Source organism: Arthrobacter sp. Y3223151, assembly GCF_059091125.1.
Genome location: NZ_JBNHGI010000001.1, coordinates 179441 through 199026 on the forward strand (window position 1 = coordinate 179441; position 19586 = coordinate 199026).

General features: G+C 68.8%; 20 protein-coding genes. 14 read left to right on the forward strand and 6 right to left on the reverse strand.

The features are described 5' to 3' along the window. Positions 1–42: 42 nt before the first annotated feature. The 5 genes from AC5RUP_RS00860 (at position 43) to AC5RUP_RS00880 (ending at position 6297) form a co-directional block, all read left to right on the forward strand. On the forward strand, positions 43–1500 hold the full coding sequence (locus AC5RUP_RS00860; RefSeq protein WP_494154417.1) for a benzaldehyde dehydrogenase: 1458 nt from the start codon (positions 43–45) through the stop codon (positions 1498–1500). Positions 1501–1659: 159 nt separating this feature from the next. Further along, positions 1660–2646: a S1C family serine protease gene (locus AC5RUP_RS00865; RefSeq protein ID WP_494149829.1), complete on the forward strand. Its 987-nt coding sequence runs from the start codon at positions 1660–1662 to the stop codon at positions 2644–2646. A 175-nt stretch (positions 2647–2821) separates the two neighbouring features. Further along, on the forward strand, positions 2822–4075 hold the full coding sequence (locus tag AC5RUP_RS00870) for an amidohydrolase (protein ID WP_494158215.1): 1254 nt from the start codon (positions 2822–2824) through the stop codon (positions 4073–4075). Between the two features lie 10 nt (positions 4076–4085). Beyond that, the gene (locus AC5RUP_RS00875) at positions 4086–5615 is read left to right on the forward strand and encodes an MFS transporter (protein WP_494153316.1); all 1530 of its coding nucleotides are present in this window, start codon (positions 4086–4088) and stop codon (positions 5613–5615) included. 82 nt (positions 5616–5697) lie between these two features. Beyond that, complete coding sequence (locus tag AC5RUP_RS00880; protein WP_494065072.1) at positions 5698–6297, forward strand: protoglobin domain-containing protein; 600 nt, start codon at positions 5698–5700, stop codon at positions 6295–6297. Positions 6298–6315: 18 nt separating this feature from the next. On the opposite strand, the gene AC5RUP_RS00885 is transcribed toward AC5RUP_RS00880, so the two are convergent. Continuing rightward, on the reverse strand, positions 6316–6786 hold the full coding sequence (locus AC5RUP_RS00885) for a hypothetical protein (RefSeq protein ID WP_494153317.1): 471 nt from the start codon (positions 6784–6786) through the stop codon (positions 6316–6318). A gap of 184 nt (positions 6787–6970) precedes the next feature. On the opposite strand from AC5RUP_RS00885, the gene AC5RUP_RS00890 reads away from it, so the two are divergent. Then, a complete protein-coding gene (locus AC5RUP_RS00890) occupies positions 6971–7876 on the forward strand; it encodes a sulfite exporter TauE/SafE family protein (protein ID WP_494153318.1) in 906 nt (301 codons plus the stop codon). A gap of 12 nt (positions 7877–7888) precedes the next feature. Continuing rightward, positions 7889–8353: an RrF2 family transcriptional regulator gene (locus tag AC5RUP_RS00895; protein ID WP_494157801.1), complete on the forward strand. Its 465-nt coding sequence runs from the start codon at positions 7889–7891 to the stop codon at positions 8351–8353. A gap of 96 nt (positions 8354–8449) precedes the next feature. On the opposite strand, the gene AC5RUP_RS00900 is transcribed toward AC5RUP_RS00895, so the two are convergent. Both AC5RUP_RS00900 and AC5RUP_RS00905 read right to left on the reverse strand, forming a co-directional pair. Then, the gene (locus AC5RUP_RS00900; protein WP_494158216.1) at positions 8450–9847 is read right to left on the reverse strand and encodes an MFS transporter; all 1398 of its coding nucleotides are present in this window, start codon (positions 9845–9847) and stop codon (positions 8450–8452) included. A gap of 28 nt (positions 9848–9875) precedes the next feature. Beyond that, positions 9876–10490, reverse strand: coding sequence for a flavodoxin family protein (locus AC5RUP_RS00905; RefSeq protein WP_494065077.1), 615 nt, complete (start codon positions 10488–10490; stop codon positions 9876–9878). A gap of 241 nt (positions 10491–10731) precedes the next feature. Here AC5RUP_RS00905 and hpaH point away from each other — a divergent pair, with 241 nt between their 5' ends. The 5 genes from hpaH (at position 10732) to AC5RUP_RS00930 (ending at position 14607) form a co-directional block, all read left to right on the forward strand. Further along, complete coding sequence (gene hpaH / locus AC5RUP_RS00910) at positions 10732–11517, forward strand: 2-oxo-hept-4-ene-1,7-dioate hydratase (RefSeq protein ID WP_494013742.1); 786 nt, start codon at positions 10732–10734, stop codon at positions 11515–11517. After that, positions 11502–12320 (forward strand): HpcH/HpaI aldolase family protein, encoded by an 819-nt coding sequence (locus AC5RUP_RS00915; RefSeq protein WP_494153965.1) that lies wholly within the window; start codon positions 11502–11504, stop codon positions 12318–12320. The genes hpaH and AC5RUP_RS00915 overlap by 16 nt, the downstream gene beginning before the upstream one ends. Positions 12321–12450: 130 nt before the next feature. Next, positions 12451–12663 carry a hypervirulence associated TUDOR domain-containing protein gene (locus AC5RUP_RS00920; protein WP_494092153.1) on the forward strand — a complete coding sequence of 71 codons (213 nt, stop codon included), beginning with the start codon at positions 12451–12453 and terminating at the stop codon, positions 12661–12663. 78 nt (positions 12664–12741) lie between these two features. Next, positions 12742–13809 carry an alcohol dehydrogenase catalytic domain-containing protein gene (locus tag AC5RUP_RS00925; protein ID WP_494153964.1) on the forward strand — a complete coding sequence of 356 codons (1068 nt, stop codon included), beginning with the start codon at positions 12742–12744 and terminating at the stop codon, positions 13807–13809. 45 nt (positions 13810–13854) lie between these two features. Then, positions 13855–14607, forward strand: a complete 753-nt coding sequence (locus AC5RUP_RS00930; RefSeq protein ID WP_494153963.1) for an ArsR/SmtB family transcription factor — start codon at positions 13855–13857, stop codon at positions 14605–14607. A gap of 137 nt (positions 14608–14744) precedes the next feature. Here AC5RUP_RS00930 and gap read toward each other — a convergent pair whose 3' ends face one another. Next, on the reverse strand, positions 14745–15764 hold the full coding sequence (gene gap / locus AC5RUP_RS00935; RefSeq protein ID WP_494153962.1) for a type I glyceraldehyde-3-phosphate dehydrogenase: 1020 nt from the start codon (positions 15762–15764) through the stop codon (positions 14745–14747). 83 nt (positions 15765–15847) lie between these two features. On the opposite strand from gap, the gene AC5RUP_RS00940 reads away from it, so the two are divergent. Beyond that, the gene (locus tag AC5RUP_RS00940; RefSeq protein WP_494065083.1) at positions 15848–17059 is read left to right on the forward strand and encodes an ROK family protein; all 1212 of its coding nucleotides are present in this window, start codon (positions 15848–15850) and stop codon (positions 17057–17059) included. 67 nt (positions 17060–17126) lie between these two features. Here the strand turns inward: AC5RUP_RS00940 and AC5RUP_RS00945 are convergent, their stop codons facing one another. Both AC5RUP_RS00945 and AC5RUP_RS00950 read right to left on the reverse strand, forming a co-directional pair. Next, positions 17127–18074, reverse strand: coding sequence for a D-2-hydroxyacid dehydrogenase family protein (locus tag AC5RUP_RS00945; RefSeq protein ID WP_494153961.1), 948 nt, complete (start codon positions 18072–18074; stop codon positions 17127–17129). An 88-nt stretch (positions 18075–18162) separates the two neighbouring features. Beyond that, positions 18163–18780, reverse strand: a complete 618-nt coding sequence (locus AC5RUP_RS00950) for a maleylpyruvate isomerase family mycothiol-dependent enzyme (RefSeq protein ID WP_494153960.1) — start codon at positions 18778–18780, stop codon at positions 18163–18165. 125 nt (positions 18781–18905) lie between these two features. Between AC5RUP_RS00950 and AC5RUP_RS00955 the strand changes: the two genes are divergently transcribed. After that, positions 18906–19562, forward strand: a complete 657-nt coding sequence (locus AC5RUP_RS00955; RefSeq protein ID WP_494153959.1) for a maleylpyruvate isomerase family mycothiol-dependent enzyme — start codon at positions 18906–18908, stop codon at positions 19560–19562. The last annotated feature ends 24 nt before the right edge of the window (positions 19563–19586 follow it).

A 19586-nucleotide genomic window follows, 5' to 3' on the forward strand; every position in this document is an offset into this window, starting at 1 on the left:
TGCGGCCTGCACAACCATGCAATCAACCTGAAAGGACGGGATATGTCCCTGCTTAATGCCTCCCTGTGGGAGGGCAAGATCCATGTCAACGGCTGGCGCGACGGCGGTGCCGGCACCGCCGTTTCGGTGGAGCCGGCCACCGGCGAGACCCTGGGCCGCTACGGGCTGGCCTCGGTCGAGGACGTGCAGGAAGCGGCAGCAGTGGCTGCCGCGGCGCAGAAGGACTGGGCCGCCCGCAAGCCGGAAGAACGCGCCGCGGTGCTGCGCCGCGCCGGCGCGCTCTGGGAGGAACACGCCGAGGAAATCCAGTCCTGGATCGTGCGCGAATCCGGCGGCATCGGCCCCAAGGCCGGCCTGGAAACCCACATCGCCGCCAACGAATGCTACGAAGCCGCCGCGCTGCCCTCCCTGCCGGCCGGCGACGTGCTGACCTCCAACGAGGACCGCTGGTCCTTCGCCCGCCGCCGCCCCGTCGGCGTGGTCTCGGTCATCGCGCCGTTCAACTTCCCGCTGATCCTCTCCATCCGCTCCGTCGCCCCCGCCCTCGCCCTGGGCAACGCGGTGCTGCTCAAACCCGACCCCCGCACCGCCGTCTGCGGCGGCGTGAGCCTGATGCGCGTCTTCGAAGAAGCGGGCCTGCCCGCCGGGCTGCTCTCCCTGCTGCCCGGCGGCGCCGACATCGGCGCGGCAGTGGTCGAAGCCCCCGAAGTCCGGGTCATCTCCTTCACCGGCTCCACCGCGGCCGGCCGGAAGATCGGCGAATCCGCCGCCCGGAACCTCAAACGCGCGCACCTGGAACTCGGCGGCAACAACGCCATGATCGTGCTGCCCGGCGCGGACCTGGCCAAGGCCGCCTCCGCCGCCGCGTTCGGATCGTTCATGCACCAGGGCCAGATCTGCATGACCACCGGCCGGCACATCGTCCACGAGGACATCTACGAGGACTACGTCGCCGCCCTCGCCGAGAAGGCCAGGAGCCTGCCGGTCGGCGACCCCAAGACCGGCACCGTCGCGCTCGGCCCGATCATCGACGAGCACCAGCTCAAGCGCATCGACTCGATCGTGCAGGACGCGGTCGCCGGCGGCGCCCGGCTGGCCGCCGGCGGCACCAACGACGGCCCGTTCTACTCCCCCACCGTGCTGGCCGACCTCGACCCGGCCAACACCGCATGGAAGGACGAAATCTTCGGCCCCGTCGCCCCGGTGATGAAGTTCTCCACCATCGACGAGGCCGTGGAACTGGCCAACGCCAACGAGTACGGGCTCTCGCTCTCCATCCTCGGCGACGTGGGCCTGGCCATGCAGATCGCCGACCGCGTCGATTCGGGCAAGGTCCACATCAACGAACAAACCGTCTCCGACGAAGCGAACTCCCCGTTCGGCGGCACTAAGAACTCCGGCAACGGCTCCCGCATCGGCGGCCACCAGGCCAACATGGAATCCTTCACCGAAACCCAATGGCTCACCGTCCGCCCCGACATCGCGCAGTACCCGTTCTGATTTCATCCTGAGTACCGCGACGGCGGGCGGCCGGCAACCAGCCGACCGCCCGCCGTCGCGTGGTTAACTCCCGGTTCACTGAAGGCGTAGCGGCAGCCGGATTAAACCGGGCCATTCTGCGGTTCCATGGAGAGCAAGCAAAGCTCCCGGAGGTGGGCCGTGAACACAATCCCGGAACCGCATGCCGACCCGCAGGCGGCACACGCTGCCCAGGACCCGCTGGACTCGTATTCGGCGTCCGTGGTGCGCATAGCGGAGACCGTCACGCCGCACGTGGCGGGCATTCAGATGGACGTGCGACGCCGGGACAGGACCTTCCCGTCCGGCGGCTCGGCCGTGGTGTTCACCGAGGACGGCTACCTGCTCACCAACGCGCACGTGGTGGCGAACTCCGACGGCGGTCACGCGGCCTTCGCGGACGGGTCACGCACGGACGTTGACGTGGTCGGCGCGGATCCGCTCTCCGACCTCGCAGTACTGCGCGGCCGGCTCACGGTGCCGCGCCCGGTCGAGCTGGGCGATGCGTCCAAGCTGCGCGTAGGCCAACTCGTCGTCGCCGTCGGCAGCCCGCTGGGCCTCTCCGGCTCGGTGACGGCCGGGGTGGTGAGCGCGCTGGGCCGCTCCATCCCCGTCGCCGCGGGCCGGAACCGGAGGGTGATTGAGGACGTCATACAGACGGACGCCGCCCTGAACCCGGGCAGTTCCGGCGGCGCCCTGGCCGACGCCTCCGGACGGGTGGTCGGGATCAACACGGCCGTCGCCGGGATCGGACTCGGCCTGGCCGTGCCGATTAACGCCACGACCCGCCGGATCATCTCGGCGCTGCTGGCCGACGGGCGCGTGAGGCGCGCCTACCTCGGCCTGGTGAGTACGCCGCTGCCGCTGTCCCCGCGGGACATCATGCGGACCGGCGAGCGGAACGCGCTGCGGGTGGTCGAGGTGCTGCCCGGCTCCCCCGCCGAGCAGGCCGGACTGCGACCGGGCGACCTGGTGATCCGGGCCGCCGGGCAGCCGGTGGCCAGCGCGCAAAGCCTGCAGCGGCTGCTCTTCGCGGATGCCATCGGCGTCGAGTTCCCGCTGGCCGTGCTGCGCGGCGGGTCCGTGGTGGAGCTGACCGCCTGGCCGGTGGAAATGTCAGCCGGTTAGGTGAGGTGCCGCCGCCCTTGCCCCGCCGTGCCCGGCACCCGCGCCCGGATGAGGAATCGCGAGTGGCCGGGACACCGCCGTCGTCGTTGTGTCTGAACGGCCCGAGTCCTACCGTTGGAGAAAGCGCGCCTAACCAGCCGGCCCCCACTTCGGCCGGCGGACCAGGAGGGCAAACATGGCGATCACGGACGGCCTCACCGGCTCACTGGAGCGAGAGCTGGGCTGGCAACGGGACCTGTACAAGGACCTGCACCGAAACCCCGAGCTCAGCATGGAAGAACACAACACCGCCGACCTGATCGCGCGGGAGCTGACCGGCTTCGGCTACGAGGTCCAGCGGATCGGCGGGACGGGCGTCGTCGGGGTCCTGGCCAACGGTTCCGGCAGCACGGTGCTGGCACGGGCGGACATCGATGCGCTGCCGGTCGCCGAGGCCACCGGCCTGGACTACGCCGCGGAGACCACCGCGAAGCTTCCCGGGGGCGGGACCACCGGAGTCATGCACGCCTGCGGCCATGACATGCACATCGTGTCCCTGCTGGGCGCGGCAAAGCTGATGGCCGGGCACAGGGACGGCTGGGCGGGCACCTACGTGGCGCTCTTCCAGCCGGGAGAGGAGACGGCCGCCGGAGCCCGGGCAATGGTCGACGACGGCCTGGCCGCCAGGATACCCACACCCGACGTCGCCTTCGCCCAGCATGTGATGCCCACCGAGGCCGGAAAGATCGGCACCACGGCCGGCCCCATCCTCTCGGCCGGCGACTCCCTGAAAATTACGGTCTACGGGCGCGGTGCCCACGGCTCCATGCCGCACAACGCTGTGGACCCGGTGGTGCTGGCCGCATCGATCGTGCTGCGGCTGCAGACCATCGTGTCCCGCGAGACCAAGCCGGGCGAATTCGCGGTGGTGACCGTCGGCGCCTCCAACGCGGGCACCAAGTCCAACATCATCCCGGACCGCGCCGAGCTGCTGCTGAACCTGCGCACGTACGACCTGGTGCTGCGGGAACGGATCATGGCATCGATCGAACGGATCGTCCGCGGCGAGTGTGCGGCCGCCGGATCGCCCCGCGACCCGGAGTTCGAGTACTACGACCAGTTCCCGCTGACCAGCAACGACGCCGAAACGACCGAGCGCATCACGGCCGCCTTCACGCGGCACTTTGGGGGCGATCAGGTCTACCATGCCGAACCCGTCACGGCTTCCGAGGACTTCAGCCGGATTCCGGATGCCCTCGGGGTGCCCTACACCTATTGGACGGTCGGCTCCGTTCCGGCCGACGTCTACCGGAAAGCCGTGGAGAACGGCACCGTCTCCGAAGACATTCCGGCCAACCACTCACCGTTCTTCGCTCCCGCCATCGACCCGACGCTCTCGGTCGCCACCCAGGCTCAGGTCGTTGCAGCTCTGGAGTACCTGGCACAGTAAGGGGTTTGCCATGACCGAATCCACCACGGCCACCGTCCGCACGGACTGGAAACCCACCGACAAGTGGCTGCTGGGCATCGTCCTGGCCGTCATCAATTTCTGGCTCTTCGCCCAGACCCTGCTCAACGTCATCCCGGGGATCCAGGACCAGCTTGGGGTCGAACAGACGCTGGCCAACCTGGCCGTCTCCATCACGTCGCTGTTTTCCGGCATCTTCATCGTCGTCGCCGGCGGACTCGCCGACCGGATCGGCCGGGCCAAGATCATGTACGCCGGGATCTACCTCAGCATTCTCGGCTCCCTGCTGATCGCGCTGACACCGGAAAACCTCGGCGGCCTCACCGACTTTATGCTGCTGGGCGGCCGCGCGATCCAAGGCCTGTCCGCCGCGTGCATCATGCCCTCGACCATGGCGCTGATCAAGAGCTACTACGAGGGCAAGGACCGGCAGCGGGCGCTCTCGTATTGGTCCATCGGGTCCTGGGGTGGCTCGGGCTTCTGCGCCCTGTTCGGCGGCCTGATGGCTACCTCCTTCCTGGGCTGGCGGTCCATCTTCTGGATCTCGATCGTGCTGTCCGTGCTGGCGCTCTTCCTGCTTCGCGGCACGCCCGAGTCGCGGGCCGCCGCCGATCCCGAGGCCGCCGGGCACCGCTTCGACTGGGGCGGGCTGGCCTGCTTCATCGTCATGCTGGTGGCCATCAACGTGTACATCTCCCAGGGACCGGCCATCGGCTGGTTCAGTTGGCCGGGCGTCGCGCTGGTGGCCGCTTTCGTGGTGTTCGGCCTGCTGTTCCTGCAGATCGAAAGCCACCGCCACTTCGCGTTCGTGGACCTGAAGCTCTTCAGAAACGGCACCTTCACCGGCGCGACGCTGTCCAACTTCCTGCTCAACGGCGCCGCGGGCACGCTGATCGTTTCGCTGGGACTGGTGCAGGTGGCCGCCGGGTTGAGCTCGCTGCAATCGGGCCTGCTGACGCTCGGCTACCTGATCGCCATCCTCGCCACCATCCGGGTGGGCGAGAAGCTGCTGCAGCGCTTCGGCCCGAAGAAGCCGATGCTGTGGGGCAGCATGATCACCGGCGTCGGCATCCTGCTGTGCTCCGCCACGTTCCTGCAGATCGAGGAGTACATAGTGCTCACCGTCATCGGGTTCACCCTGTTCGGCGTCGGCCTGGGGCTTTACGCCACCCCGTCCACCGACGCCGCCCTGTCCAACGTCCCGGACGCCCAGGTGGGTGCCGCGTCCGGCATCTACAAGATGGCGTCCTCGCTGGGCAATGCCATCGGCGTGGCCATCTCCGCGGCACTGTATGTGGCCGCGCAGGCGGTGAACCCGGAACTCATCCAGTCCTGGGGCCTGTTTATCGGCCGCCAGGACAACGTGGCACTGCGCTTCGGCGGGGCGGTCGGGCTGTTGTTCAACGTATTCATGGTGGTGGTCGCCATCGCCTCGATTATCGTCACGGTCCCCGCCACCAGGAGCAAGGAGGAGGAAGAGGCCCGGCCGGACGTGGTCCCGCCGCCGGCCTTCGGCAACTAGGCATCGTTGACCCCACCGGCGTCGCGGAGTATAAATGGCCGTTCAAGGCGCCGGTCCCAATCCTTCCAGCGGAGGCACTGCCATGTCGGTCCATGCATCCAGCGGTTCAAACATCCCGGGCTACGAGTACGGCACGGTGGCCCATTCACCGGTCACGCTGGCCGAACTCGAGGAGCTCAAGGCCAGCGCCATGTTTGGCGACGATGACGCCGCCCTGCTGCACCGGGCCGGCGAGATCCTTGACGGCCAGGTTGAGGACGTGCTCGACGTCTGGTACGGATTCGTCGGCGGCCAACCCCACCTGGTCGCGCACTTCTCCCGGCCCGACGGCCCGCCCATCGAGGACTACCTGAACGCGGTCCGTCTTCGGTTTGGCCAGTGGATCAGGGATACCTGTACCAAGCCCTACGACCAGGAGTGGCTGGACTACCAAAACGAGATCGCCCTGCGGCACACCCCCGAACACAAGAACGAAACCGACCACGTGGGGTCCACCCAGGTCGTCCCGCTGCGCCACCTCATCGCGCTGATCGGGCCGGTGGTCACCACGATGCGGCCGTTCCTGGCCGGCGGCGGTGATCCCGTCGAAAACGTGGACGCCATGCAGCAGGCATGGCTGAAGGCAGTGGTCCTGCAGATCGCGCTCTGGTCCCGGCCCTATGCCCTGCCGGGCGAGTGGTGACGGCGCCCGGTCGAAGGATCAGCGCCGACGTTCCCTAAGTCCGGCCTCAGTCGCCGGCAGCCAGCGGCGTGCCGCGGCAACGAGCAACAGGACCAGCAGGATGATCAGGATGCCGTCGGCGGCGATGTAGAGGTAGTGCAAGGCCGACCCGCCGTCATCGGTGCCGGCCAGCACCATGTCGGTCCGGCGGTTGAGCAGCGGCCGGATCGCCATCACTTTGGCCAGCAGTACGACGACGGCGCCGCCGACCAGCGCCCAGAACCTGCGGTCCACGCGCTGGCCCACCAGAGACAGCACCAGCAGCGCGGCCAGGACCAGCTCCACGATGTTCATCGCGGTAAAGACCAGTCGGCCGATCCCCAGTCCCAGCGGGATGGTAATGCCGGGCGCCTGGAACTTCAGCGGCGCTTCGATCAGCGAAATGCCGACGATCAGGCCCAACCAGAGGGCCGGCAGCACCAGCCGCGCCGCCAAACGTACGCGAACCATGATGAACCTCCCGGTCAATTCCCCATCCTACGTTTCCGCGTGAGCGGAACGGCTGACCACGCACCTTCCTCAAGGTTTGCTCAAGGATGCGCGCCCGCGAGGGATTGCTATCGACAGGGCGCCGCGGTGCCCATACACTCCAAACTCTATTGACTTACTAGAGTTTCGAGGAAGGGCACGCACGATGCGCAATCTACTCCTCCTGGCCATCGTCGGCCTCCTCGCCCAGACCGTCGACGGCTCGCTCGGCATGGGCTACGGCGTGACCTCCTCCAGCCTGATGATCGCCGTGGGCATCGCTCCCGCTGCGGCCAGCGCAGCAGTCCACCTCGCCGAGGTCGGCACGGCGCTGATCTCCGGTTTCGCCCACCACAGGTTCGGCAACGTCGACTGGCGCATCGTCGGAATCATGGCGGTCCCCGGGGGCATCGGCGCCTTCATCGGAGCCAACTTTCTGGTCAGCCTGCCGGCCGACGTCGCCAAGCCGTGGGTTGCCCTGCTGCTCTTCCTGCTCGGTGCCTACGTCCTGTTCCGGTTTCTGATCCTGTCCGGCCGCCGCCCGCAGTTCAAGGGTCAGGTCAAGGCCGCCTTCCTGATGCCGCTTGGCCTCGTCGCCGGCACGATGGACGCCATCGGCGGCGGCGGCTGGGGGCCCATCGGCACCACTTCGCTGCTGTCCACCGGCAAGATGGAACCCCGCAAGGTCATCGGCTCGATCTCCGCCACCGAGTTCATCGTTGCGCTCAGTGCGTCCTTTGGCTTCCTGCTCGCGCTCGGACGGGAGGGCATCAACTTCGCCTGGGTTCTGGCCCTGCTGGCCGGCGGCGTCATCGCGGCCCCCGTCTCGGCGTGGCTGGTACGGCACCTGGCCGCGGCGGTCCTCGGCGTGGCAGCCGGAAGCCTCATCATCCTGACCAACGCCAAGACCATGATGGAGACGTGGGGCGGGGCGGAAAGGAACTCCGGACCGGTCTGGCTCACGCTGGCCGTCCTGGCGGTCGCGGCCGGCCTGGTGATCACCCAGGCCGTCCGCAAGGAGGTGCGCCGCCGCCACGAGGAGGACCCCGCGCGGGAGCTCGCCGGTGCCTGAGACAATGGGCGGGTGCACATCTCCGCCAAATCCGACTACGCCCTGCGCGCCCTGATCGTCATCGCCCGGTCATCCGAGGCGCAGACGGGGACGCTGGCGGCCGAGGCCGTAGCGGCCGCCCAGGACATCCCGCACAACTACTTGCTGTCGATCCTCGCCGACCTGCGGCGCAGCGGCATCGTGCGCAGCCGCCGCGGCCAGGGCGGCGGCTGGCACCTGGCCCGCACGGCGGCCGAGATCAGCGTCGCCGACATCATCCGCGCGGTCGACGGGCCGCTGGTGAGCGTGCACGGGGTGCGGCCCGAAGCGGTTCACTACGAGGACCCGGCAGCGGTTCTCCAGCCGGTCTGGATTGCCGCGCGCAGCAGCCTGCGCGAAGTTCTGGAGTCGGTTAGCCTGGACCAGCTTGCCTCCGGTCAGCTGCCCGCTGAAGTCACCGAGCGCAGTGCGCGCGACGACGCGTGGGAGCCCAGGTAGCCATGCCTCGGCTCCTTCCCTCCCCGCCGGGACGACGATCAAGGCGCTGATCAAAAGGCCGCGGCTTGAGCCGGGCCTGGCGAAGGCGGCCGCCCTCTAGCCCGCCCGCGCTGTTCCCGCGGTGCCGGCTGACGCGGTCTTCGACATCACTGTGCCGTCCATTCGGGAGCGCGGGTTCCTGCGCCGGCCCCCGGCCGCGGGCGGGTCTTCGATGTTCCTGGGTGCGTTGATCATCACGGCGCCGACCAGCATCACCACGATGCAGGCGCCCAGCATCGCAAAGGAAGCGGTCCAGGAGCCGGTGGCCTCGTGCACCACGCCGAACAGCAGCGGGGCAAGGCCCGCGCCGGCGTAGCCGATGCCCTGGCTGAAGCCGGACAGCACCGCCGAGCCGTGCGTGGTGCGCGAGCGCAGGTTCACCATCAGCAGCGCGGTGGCGAAGGTGCCCTGGCCCAGCCCGGAGAGGGTCATCCACCACCAGGTGCCGCTCTCCGGCGAGAGCAACAGGCCCAGATGGCCGCCGACCCAGCAGGCGGTGAACACCAGGATGGCGGCGATGGGGTGCCTCAGCCGGGGCACGATCAGTGGCACCAGCAGGCTGGCGGGCAGCCCGAGGATGGCGAAGTACGCCAGGGCCGACCCCGCCGTCGCGGCGTCGATGCCGTGTTCGGTCAGGTACGGCGGCAGCCACGCGAAGTACACATACGTCTGCGCGGAGTTGCCGGCCAGGAAGATGGCCAGACCCCAGGCGACCGGCGAACGCCACGGGTTCAGCTTCGCCGGCCCCGCCGCGGCGTCGCGGGCTCGAACGGCAGGCCCGTCGCCGCGGGCCGGTCCGGGCGGACCCTCGCCCGCACGGGGTTCGGGCGAGGCGGCCGACGCAGCCCGCCCTGCGGCGTCGTCCGCGCGGCGCTTGCGGCGGTCCCGTCCCGCCTGCACCGCCCACGGGATGAGCACCACCGCACTGACCGATGCCCAGAGCGCGATCGATGTCCGCCAGCCCGCGGCGTCCGCCACCGGGACGGCCAGCTGCGGGCTCATCGCGGTGCTGACCGCCAGCAGGGTCACATAGCCCGCAGTCACCACGCCCACCCGGTCCGGGAAGTATTTCCGGACCAGCGGCGGCAGCACGACGTTGCCGATTCCGTACCCCGCCATCACCACCGCGCTCAGGGCAAGGAACAGCCACACGCCGTCGACGGCGGCGCGGCCCAACTGGCCGGCGACCGCCAGCAGCACGGCGGCCACCAGCACCTTTTCCAGCCCGAGCCAGCGGATCAGCGCCGGGGTGCCCAGGCCGGCGGCGGCGAACACCAGCGGCGGCAGCATCGCCAACACGCCGATGGTGGTGGCGTCGAAGCCAAGTTCGGGGCCAAGCCGGCCCAGCAGCGGACCGACGGCGGAGACCGCGGCGCGCAGGCTCAGCGCCATCAGCAGGATGCCCAGCAGCGCGCCGATCCGCCCGGTCCACGGCCTGCGGAGGAAGTAGTTCACCCGCCTACCCTAGCCGCGGCCCGCCCGCCTACCCGGCCGGATACGGTTCGCGGCGCAGCAGCCGGGCCAGATGAACGGCGTTGCGCGCCGCCGTCGCCGTCGTCGCCACGGTCACGTCCGGGGTTTCCGGCAGATCCTGGAAGTCGGTACCGTGCATCGCCTCCCCCACCCAATACGTGGACCCCTGCGCCGGCAGGCTGAACCCGATATCGCCCAGGCCCTGGTACAGCTCCGCGGTCACGTGATGGGCGCCGTCCTCATTGCCGACGACGGCCACCAGCGCGACCTTGTTGAACATGCTGGGCCGGCCCTGCTCATCGGTTTCGGACAGCTCCGCGTCCAGGCGTTCGAGCACGAGTTGCGCCTGGCTCGCGGCGTGGCCGAGCCAAATCGGCGTCGCCAGCACCAGGATGTCGGCGGCCAGGACTTTGGCGCGGATGGATGGCCAGGCGTCGCCGTTGCCCATGTCGGTCTGCACTCCGGGTTTGACGTCGTGGTCCACGACCCGCAAGAGGTCACACGTGACGCCGTGTGCCGATAATTGCGTGATCACCTGCCGGGCCAGCAGTTCGCTGCTCGACGGCTTAGGCGACGGTGTCAGGGTGCAGACCAGTGCCAGTGCGTTAAGTTTTGTATCCTCCATGGCGCCATTCTGCGGCTTCGGGCAGTTAATGGACAGTCCGCCGGCCACGCCACCGGCCGTCGACGATCTTCCAAAACCCGATCCAGGCCGCCGCCGTTCGCTCCCCTTGTAACCAACTTCCGGGCGGTGACAGGCGCCGCCGTAAGATGGTGCTGGCGCCCTTCCCGTGCGGCGCCGCGGACCGCCGAACGCCCGCCCCGGGCGGCTGCGGCCTGCGAAGAACTAGGAAGTGGTGCCAAGGATGCTTGACCCGTCAACGATCGAGTCCATCGCCGACGAGCTGGTGGAGGCCGGCCGGACCCGGACGCCGGTGAAACGGCTGACCGCCCGCTACCCGGAGATGACCATTGAAGACTCCTACAAGGTGCAGAACCTGTGGCGCGAGCGCAGCGAGGCCGCCGGCCGTACGCTGGCGGGCCGGAAGATCGGCCTGACGTCCAAGGCGATGCAGTACGCCACCGGCATCAGCGAACCGGACTACGGGATCATCTTCGACGACATGATCCTGGAGAACGGCTGCACGGTGAAGTGGGACCAGTACACCCACCCGCGCATCGAAGTCGAACTGGCCTTCGTGCTCAACCGCGATGTCAAGGGCCCCAACGCCACCATTTTTGACGTTTTGAACGCCACCGAGTACGTGGTTCCCGCGCTCGAGATCCTGGACTCGCGGATCGAGATGGAGGGCCGCACTATCGTGGACACCATCTCCGACAACGCCGCCATGGGCGCCATGGTGATCGGCGGCAACCCGGTCCGCCCGCAGGACGTCGACCTGCGCTGGATCTCCGCCATCCTGTACAAGAACCAGACCGTGGAGGAGACCGGCGTAGCCGCGGGCGTGCTCAACCACCCGGCCGCCGGCGTCTACTGGCTGGCCAACAAGATTGCCCCGCACGGCGACCACCTGAAGGCCGGTGAAACCATCCTCGCCGGCTCGTTCACCCGCCCCATGTGGGTCCACAAGGGGGACACCGTCTTCGCCGACTACGGGCAGTTGGGAACCATCACATGCCGTTTCGAGTAGAACCCGACCCGTCCTTCAAGGACGCCCTCTCCGCCGCCGACCGGCCGCTGGCCGGCATCTGGGTCTGCTCCGGCTCGCCCCTGGTGGCGGAGCTCTGCGCCGGGGCCGGATTCGACTGGATCTTCATCGACGCCGAGCACTCCCCCAACGGGCTGGAGTCCGTGCTGGCCCAGTTGCAGGCAGTGCGCGGCTACCCCGGCATTCCCGTGGTCCGCCCGCCGGTCAACGACACCGTGCTGATCAAGCAGTACCTGGACCTGGGCGCGCAGTCACTGATCATTCCGATGGTGCACACGGCCGAACAGGCCCGCGCGGCCGTAGCTGCCACCCGCTACCCGCCGGCCGGCGTGCGCGGCGTCGGTTCCGCGCTGGCCCGTTCGGCCCGCTGGAACCGGATCCCCGATTACCTCGCCCGCGCGGAGGAAACGCTGACGCTGATCGTGCAGATCGAGTCCGCCGAGGCGGTGGAAAACGCCGCCGAGATCGCCGCGGTCGACGGCGTGGACGGCGTGTTCATCGGACCGTCCGACCTCGCTGCCTCGATGGGCGTGATTGGCCAGCAGGAGCACCCGGACGTCGTCGCCGGCGTGGAGAAGGCACTGAAGGCGGCCCAGGCGGCCGGCAAGTTCGTCGGGGTGAACGCCTTCGCCGAAGCCTCCGCCCGCCGCTACATGGAGTGGGGTGCCGACTTTGTCGGCGTCGGGGCAGACGTGGCGCTGCTGGCCCGCGGCTCCGAAGCCCTGGCGGCCAAGTACATCCCCTCGGACGGGGCCGGCGAGGCCGGAAGCCCCGCCAGTTACTGATCCTCCGTAGAACGACGGCGGTGCTTGGGTGGGTTCGCAGCCCACCCGAAGCGCCGCCGTCCTACGCGGCGAGGTGGAGCAACTGCTGGTTGGGGAAGCGTCCTTCGGCTATAAATGCTAAGACTTGACCATGGCTGATTCTTTCAAGGTTGGCGATAGAGTGCGCTGGAATTCAGAGGCCGGCGAAATCCACGGCAGGGTCACCAAGGTCCACACCAAGGACTTCGAATTCCTGGGCCGCACGAGGCGCTGCTCCGAGGATGAGCCCCAGTACGAAGTCCAGAGCGACAAGACGGACAATTTGGCTGTCCACAAGGGCTCGGCGCTGCGCAAAGCGGGCTAACCGGCGACGCCGCCGAAGGCTCTAGGGCCTGGACTCCACCGACGTTTGAGACTCCACAGAAGTTCGAGGAAACGAGACGTGGCAACTGTCTCCAGCAATCTCTCCGGCCGGCAACCGACCGTCCGGGCGCTGGCGCGGATTTCCCACACGCCCGGGGGTGTCGGGCTGATCGACCACCTGCTGCGGGCGCCGACAGCGGACGAGGTGGAACTGCGGGTCAGCCTCTGCGGGCTGTGCGGCTCGGACGTTATTGTCTACCGTGCCGACAAGGCAGCAGCGCCGGTTCCGCTGGGCATGGTGCTCGGACACGAGTCGGTCGGCACGGTGGTCCGCACGGGGCTGCTGGTTCCCGAATGGCTCGCGCCGGACACCCGGGTAGTACCCATTTCCACCGTGGGCTGCGGCCACTGCGAGGCGTGCCGGGCGGACCAGCCGCATCTTTGCGCCGAGCGCTCCGGCCTGGGGCTAACCCAGCACGGCCAAGCCACTTCACGGGCGCTCGTTCCGTGGCGCAACCTGGTGCCCGTGCCGGAGTCGGTTCCGGACACCACCGCGGTTCTAGCAGAGCCCGCGTCCATCGCCTGGCGCGCGGTCTCCACTGTCGCCCGCATCCAGCCCGGCGAGCGCGTGGCAGTCTCGACCACCCGCAGCATCGGCCTGCTCGCCGGACTGATGGCACAGCGCGACGGCGCTGAGGTGACGATGATCGGCCGCGAAGGCCCCGGCCACGCGGCTCGGGTTGAGTTGGCCCAAGGCCTTGGCTTGGGCAGCACCACCGAGCAGCAACCCAACACCTACGATGTGTGGATCGAAGCGACCGGTGCTGGTACCAATCTGGCACGTGCCGTTCAGGAACTGCGGCCCTTGGGCCGCCTGGTCATGGTGGCGATGTATGCCACCGGGACCGCCCCGGCGCCCGTGGTCCGGACCAGCAAGAACCTTGCCGTCCTGCACAGCTTCATCTCCACCCGGCCGGATTTGGAGCAGGCACTGGCCTTCCTCGCCACCCTTCCGAATTTGGGCGAGCGCCTCATCACGACCTACCCGATGGGCCGGGCCGTGGAAGCACTGCGGCTCACGGCGGAAGGCCACCTTGACGCAGCTGGACGGCCACTGGTCAAAGCCGTGCTCGATCCAGCCAGGTGAACAAAAGCCTCGACATGTGACCGAATGGTCACCTATTATGGGTGCATGGATGCCGTGTTCAAGGCCTTGGCGGATCCCACCCGGCGCGGCCTGCTGGACGAACTGTTCCGCGAGGACGGGCAGACGCTCACCGCACTCGAAGCGCGCTTCGGCATCACGCGCTTCGGCGTCATGAAGCACCTGAAGCAACTGGAAGAGGCCGGCCTGGTAGTCACCCGCCGCCGCGGCCGCGAAAAACTGCACTTCCTGAATCCGGTGCCCATTCGGCTCATCCACGACCGCTGGGTGAGCAAGTATGCACAACCATGGGCCGCTGCCCTCAGCGACCTCAAATCCCGATTGGAAAGTCCCATGGAAAAAATCTTCGAGATCTACATCCGCACCACCCCGGAACAACTCTGGGAAGCCATCACGGACAGCGAGATCAGAAGCAAGTACCAGTTCGGCAACCGGATCGAGACCGACTGGACGCCGGGTTCCGGGTACGCGGTGACCAACCCACGGGCCGGTGCGCCGCTGAGCGAAGGCGAGAACCTGGAAGTCGATCCGCCCCGCCGGCTGGTCCAGACCATGCGCGCGCTGTGGGGCGAGGACGTCGTGGCCGAAGGCACGTCCCGGGTGACGTGGGAGATCGAACAGGTGGAGGATTCCTGCCGCCTCACCGTGACGCACGATCAGCTGCGCGAGGGGGCCAACGAGCAGGTGTACGGCGGCTGGCCGATGGTCCTGTCCGGCCTCAAGACGTGGCTGGAGACCGGCGAGAAACTCACTACGCCCGGCTCGCTGATGTACACCTGAGCACGTCTCCGGCGAAACCCTGGCGCTGCCGCGCGGGGCGAGGCCAGGCGCGGCACACCCCGGAAACGGCACAGCAGGCGCCCTTGTGCGAGGGCGCCTGCAGGCGTCGGTGGACGGCGGGTCCTGGACCTGCGGACTCAGGAGAGCTTGGAGGCCACCAGGGAGGTCAGATCCACCAGGCGGTTGGAGTAGCCCCATTCGTTGTCGTACCAGCCCACGACCTTGACCTGGTTGCCCATAACCTTGGTGAGGCCGGAGTCGAAGATGGCCGAGGCCGGGTCGGTGACGATGTCCGAGGAGACGATGGGGTCCTCGGTGTAGGTCAGGATGCCGGCCAGACGGGGATCCGCGGCGGCCGTCTTGAATGCCTCGTTGACTTCCTCGACCGTCACCTCGCGGCCGACCGTGACGGTGAGGTCCGTGGCCGAACCGGTGGGCACCGGCACGCGGATGGCGAAGCCGTCCAGCCGGCCCTTGAGCTCGGGCAGCACCTGCCCGATCGCCTTGGCGGCCCCGGTCGAGGTGGGAACCATGTTGATCGCGGCGGCCCGGGCCCGGCGCAGGTCGCGGTGCGGCCCGTCCTGCAGGTTCTGGTCCGCGGTGTAGGCGTGGATGGTGGTCATCAGGCCCTGCTCGATCCCGAAGTTCTCGTGCAGCACCTTCGCCAGCGGTGCCAGGCAGTTGGTGGTGCAGGAGGCGTTGGAGATGAGGTGGTGTGCGCCGTCGTCGTACTCGCCGTCGTTGACGCCCATCACCACGCTGAGCACATCGCCCTTCGCGGGAGCGGAAATCAGGACCTTCCGGGCGCCGGCGACCAGATGCTTCTCCGCGTCCGCGGAGCTGGTGAAGCGACCGGTGGACTCGATCACGATGTCGACGCCGAGCTCGCGCCAGGGGAGGTTTCCGGGGTCGCGTTCCGCGAGCACCTTGATGGTCCGGCCGTCGACTACCAGGTCGCCGTTGGCGACCGTGACGTCGGCGCCCAGCCGGCCGACCACGGAGTCGTACTTGAGCAGGTGCGCCAGGGTTTCCGGCGAGCCGAGGTCGTTGATCGCCACGATCTCCAGGTCTGCACCGATCTTGCCCTGCGCCATGGCCGCCCGGAAGTAGTTGCGGCCGATGCGCCCGAAACCGTTGATGCCAATCCGTACTGCCATGGGAACTCCTTTTTATTTAGCCTCTAAATTTATGTTCTATTATTATTATCCTGATACTGCCGGACAAGGTCAAGGGGATCGATGTGAGCACCACCGCCACCACTCCGCAGGTCCTGCGGCTGACCAATCTGAAAGCCGTCCTGTCGGTGATGCGCGAGAACGGCGCGGTGACCGGAAGCGACCTGATCGAGGCCACCGGGCTGACACGTGCCACGGTCATCGCGGTCTGCGACGACCTGGTGGCCCGGGGCTGGGCCCGCGAGGTGGCTGGCGAACGCGTGGTCGGCACAGCGAAGGGCAGGCCGGCGCGGCGGTTCCAGTTCAACCCCGGGGCGGGCTGTGTGCTGGGACTGGACGTCGGCATGGCCACCGCCACCGTGCTGGTGGCGGACCTGAACGGCCTGATGCTGGCCCGTATCTCCGAGCGGTTCGAGAAGCCGCCGGCGCCGGCGGAGTCGCGCCGCTCCACCATCAAGCGGGCAGTGGCCGCCGCCCTGGCCGAGGCCGGGCTGCCGCCGGAATCGGTGCTGGCCACGGCCATCGGGGTGTCCACCGTCGTCGATCGCCACGGCAACGTGGCACCCGGACACGAACTCTCCGAGCACTTCGACATTGGCCTGCAGACCGAGGTCTTTGCCCGCTACGGCTGGCCGGTGCTGCTGGAGAACGATGCGAACCTGGCGGCTCTGGCGGAGCGCTGGAGCGGCGCCGGCAAAGGCGTCGACGACTTGGCCGTCATGCTGGCCGGCGAACGGCTGGGTACCGGCCTGATCGAATCGGGCCGGCTGCTGCACGGCTGCAACGGTGGCGCCGGCGAAGTGGGCACCCTGGAACTGGTGGACGGGGTGGGCAGCCAGGACGGCATCGCGCGGCTGGCCCGCTACTGGGGCAACGAGGCCCTGGCGTCCGGCAGGCCTACCTTGATCCGCGAGCTGGTGGGACCGGGCACTACCCGCGTGTCGGCCCGCTTCGTCTTCGAGGCCGCTGCTCGGGGAGACGGGGTGGCGCAGGAAATCCTGGAGCGGATCGGCCGGCGGATGGCCCGCGTGGTCGCGATACTGGGCACCTTCCTCAACCCGGAGCTCGTGGTGATCGGCGGCGCGGTGGCCGCCTCGGCGTCGGCTCTGCTGCCCACCATCACCCGGGAACTCCCCCGGCTGACCGCGACCCCGCCGCGGGTGGCGGTCTCCGGGTTCGGCGACGCGATAGTGGCCACGGGCGCCGTGCGGCTGGCGCTGGACTACGTGGAGGAGCATGCCATGGAACTCGTCCCGGCCGGGATGCCGGCACGGTAGGCGCCATCCCGTCGGAAACGCACCGGACGCCCGGCGGAAACGGCGACCTCCCGCGTTCCGCTGCCGGTCAGGTGAGGACGTTAACCGGCTCCCCGCGAAGGTAAGCCAGGATGTCCTCGAGCATCTGCGTGTACCCCAGCCTGTGGGCTTCCTCGGTGACGAAGCCGACGTGCGGGCTGAGGATCAGGTTGGGCACGCCGCGCAACGGGCTGTCCTGTGGCAGCGGCTCCACGTCGTAGACGTCGAGGGCGGCGCCGGCGATCCGCCGTCCGGCGAGCGCAGCCACCAAGGCGTCCTCATCCACGAGCGGTCCGCGCGAGGTGTTGACCAGCCGGCCGCCGGAACCGAGGAGGTCCAGCTCGGCGGCGCCGACGATCCCGCGGGTGGACTCCGCCAGCCTCAGGTGGACGCTGACGATGTCCGAGCGCCGGAACAGGTCCTGCTTGGACACCCACTCCGCCCCGTGGCCGGCGGCGCGTTCCCGGGTCAGGTGCGGGCTCCACGCCAGCACGTCCATCCCGAACGCCTGCGCGTAGCGGGCCATCAGCTGCCCCAGCCTGCCCAGGCCCAGCAGCCCGAGGGTGGACCCGGCCAGGTCGATCCCCATCCGGGCCTGCCAGATCCCGGCCCGCACGTCCCGGTCGTTCTGCGGGATTTCCCGGGCCACGGCCATCACCAGCGCCCAGGCCAGCTCGGCCGGAGCCTGCGTCGCACGCTGCGTTCCGCACACGGTCACCCCGAGGGCGCGCGCGGCGTCAAGGTCGATCGAGGCGTTGTGCATGCCGGTAGTGGTCACCAGCTCCAGGCCGGGCAGCAGGTCCATCAGCTCGGCGGTGATGGGCGTCCGCTCGCGCATGGTGACCACCACCTGCGCCCCTCTCAAGCGTTCGGCGAGTGCGCCGACGTCGTCACAATGGTCCGTGAAGCGCTCGACGGCGATGCCCGCCGGCAGCTGCTCCCACGGGGCACTGCCCAGTGCCACGTCCTGGTAGTCATCGAGGATGGCGATCTTCACGATGCCAGCGTATCCGCCCTCGACCCGGGGAAACCGCGGCGCCCCCGGAGTGGCGGGCGGGGCTGCCGCCGGAAACCATGGCGTGCCGCTACCTGGACAGGGTGGCAGCACCGGGGCCGGTCAGCTCCTCCTTGCCTACGGGCCGCCCGGACACCGCCAGCAGCAGGGCGATGGCGGTTCCGCGCACTTCGCCTCCGGTCCCCAGGCTGACACCGGCGTCTGACGCCACGAGCCGCAGCCCCCGCGCCCGTTCCTTGCCGCCGCCGAACTTTATGCTGGTGGCCAGCTGGTGGCGCAGCGCGGTGACGACAGGAGCGGCCGGATAGCCGTGGCGGATACCCAGCGGGCGCCGGATGTCCTCCCCGTGCACGAAGGACTCTACGAGCCGGGTAGGCAGCGGCGCCGGGGCACCGCTGGTGCGCCCGCTCACCTCGCGGAACCGCTGCAGCGTATTTTCAGGTTCCGTTGCGCGCTCCGCTGCAACCCCGCGGGCGTTCAGACGGTCGAAATCGAAACCCGCGGCCAGGAAGTCGCGAAAGAACGTCAGCCGGGTCGTCTTCGCATCATTGACCAGGTGGGCCAGCACGTCGTGCACGTCCCAGCCGCGGCACAGTGACGGCGTGCGCCACTGCTCCCGCGACAGCGCTTCCAGGTGCCGAATCAGCATCGCACGCTCGGCGTGGACCACGGGCCAGATTTGGGTCATCGGACTCCTTGCTCACCGTGGGCGTCTGGCTGCCCTCTTCGCTCCTTGATGCAGAAGCGCGTTCAACCCCGTCCGCCGAGTCGATCGTAGCCGCCCGCGGGCCCGCTGTCTGTTTGAATGGGGGCATGCAGCCAAAGAGCGCGAACGACCTGTGGGCCGTTATCCATGCCGAACGCGCGGCCCTCGCTGACGACCTGAGCGGGTTGAAGGACGACCAATGGGCCAAGCAGTCATTGTGCGGTCGCTGGGTCATCGAAGAGGTCCTCGCGCACCTGACGGCGGGCGCGAGTATTGCCCGGCTTCGCTGGCTTGGCAGCGTACTGGGTGCACGCCTCGATTTTGATCTCCACAACCAGCGCCGGTTGAACGAACACCGAGGTGCTACTCCGGCCGAAACACTCAACCGGTTCCGGGCAGTGATCGGGAACACGAAGGCACCGTCGAAGCACACCGTCGCATGGCTCGGAGAGATTATTGTCCACGGCCAGGACATCCGCCGCCCGCTCGGGCTGCAGCGTACCCCGGCTGTCGACGTCGTGACCCCGGTCGCGGAGTTCTTTTCCGGTCGGGACTTTACCGTGCCCAGCAGAAGCACCGCCAAGGGCTTGCGCTTCCAGGCGGTCGACGGCCCCTTCCGGTTCGGCTCCGGCCCCCTGGTCAGCGGGACCACGCTGGCACTGACCATGGCGATGGCCGGACGCCCAACGTACTGCGATGACCTGGCGGGAGAGGGAGTCGCCACGCTGAGGTCCCGCTGCGCGCCTGCCCAAGACGGGCGTTGACGCAGCAGGCAGGGCCCGGAACGG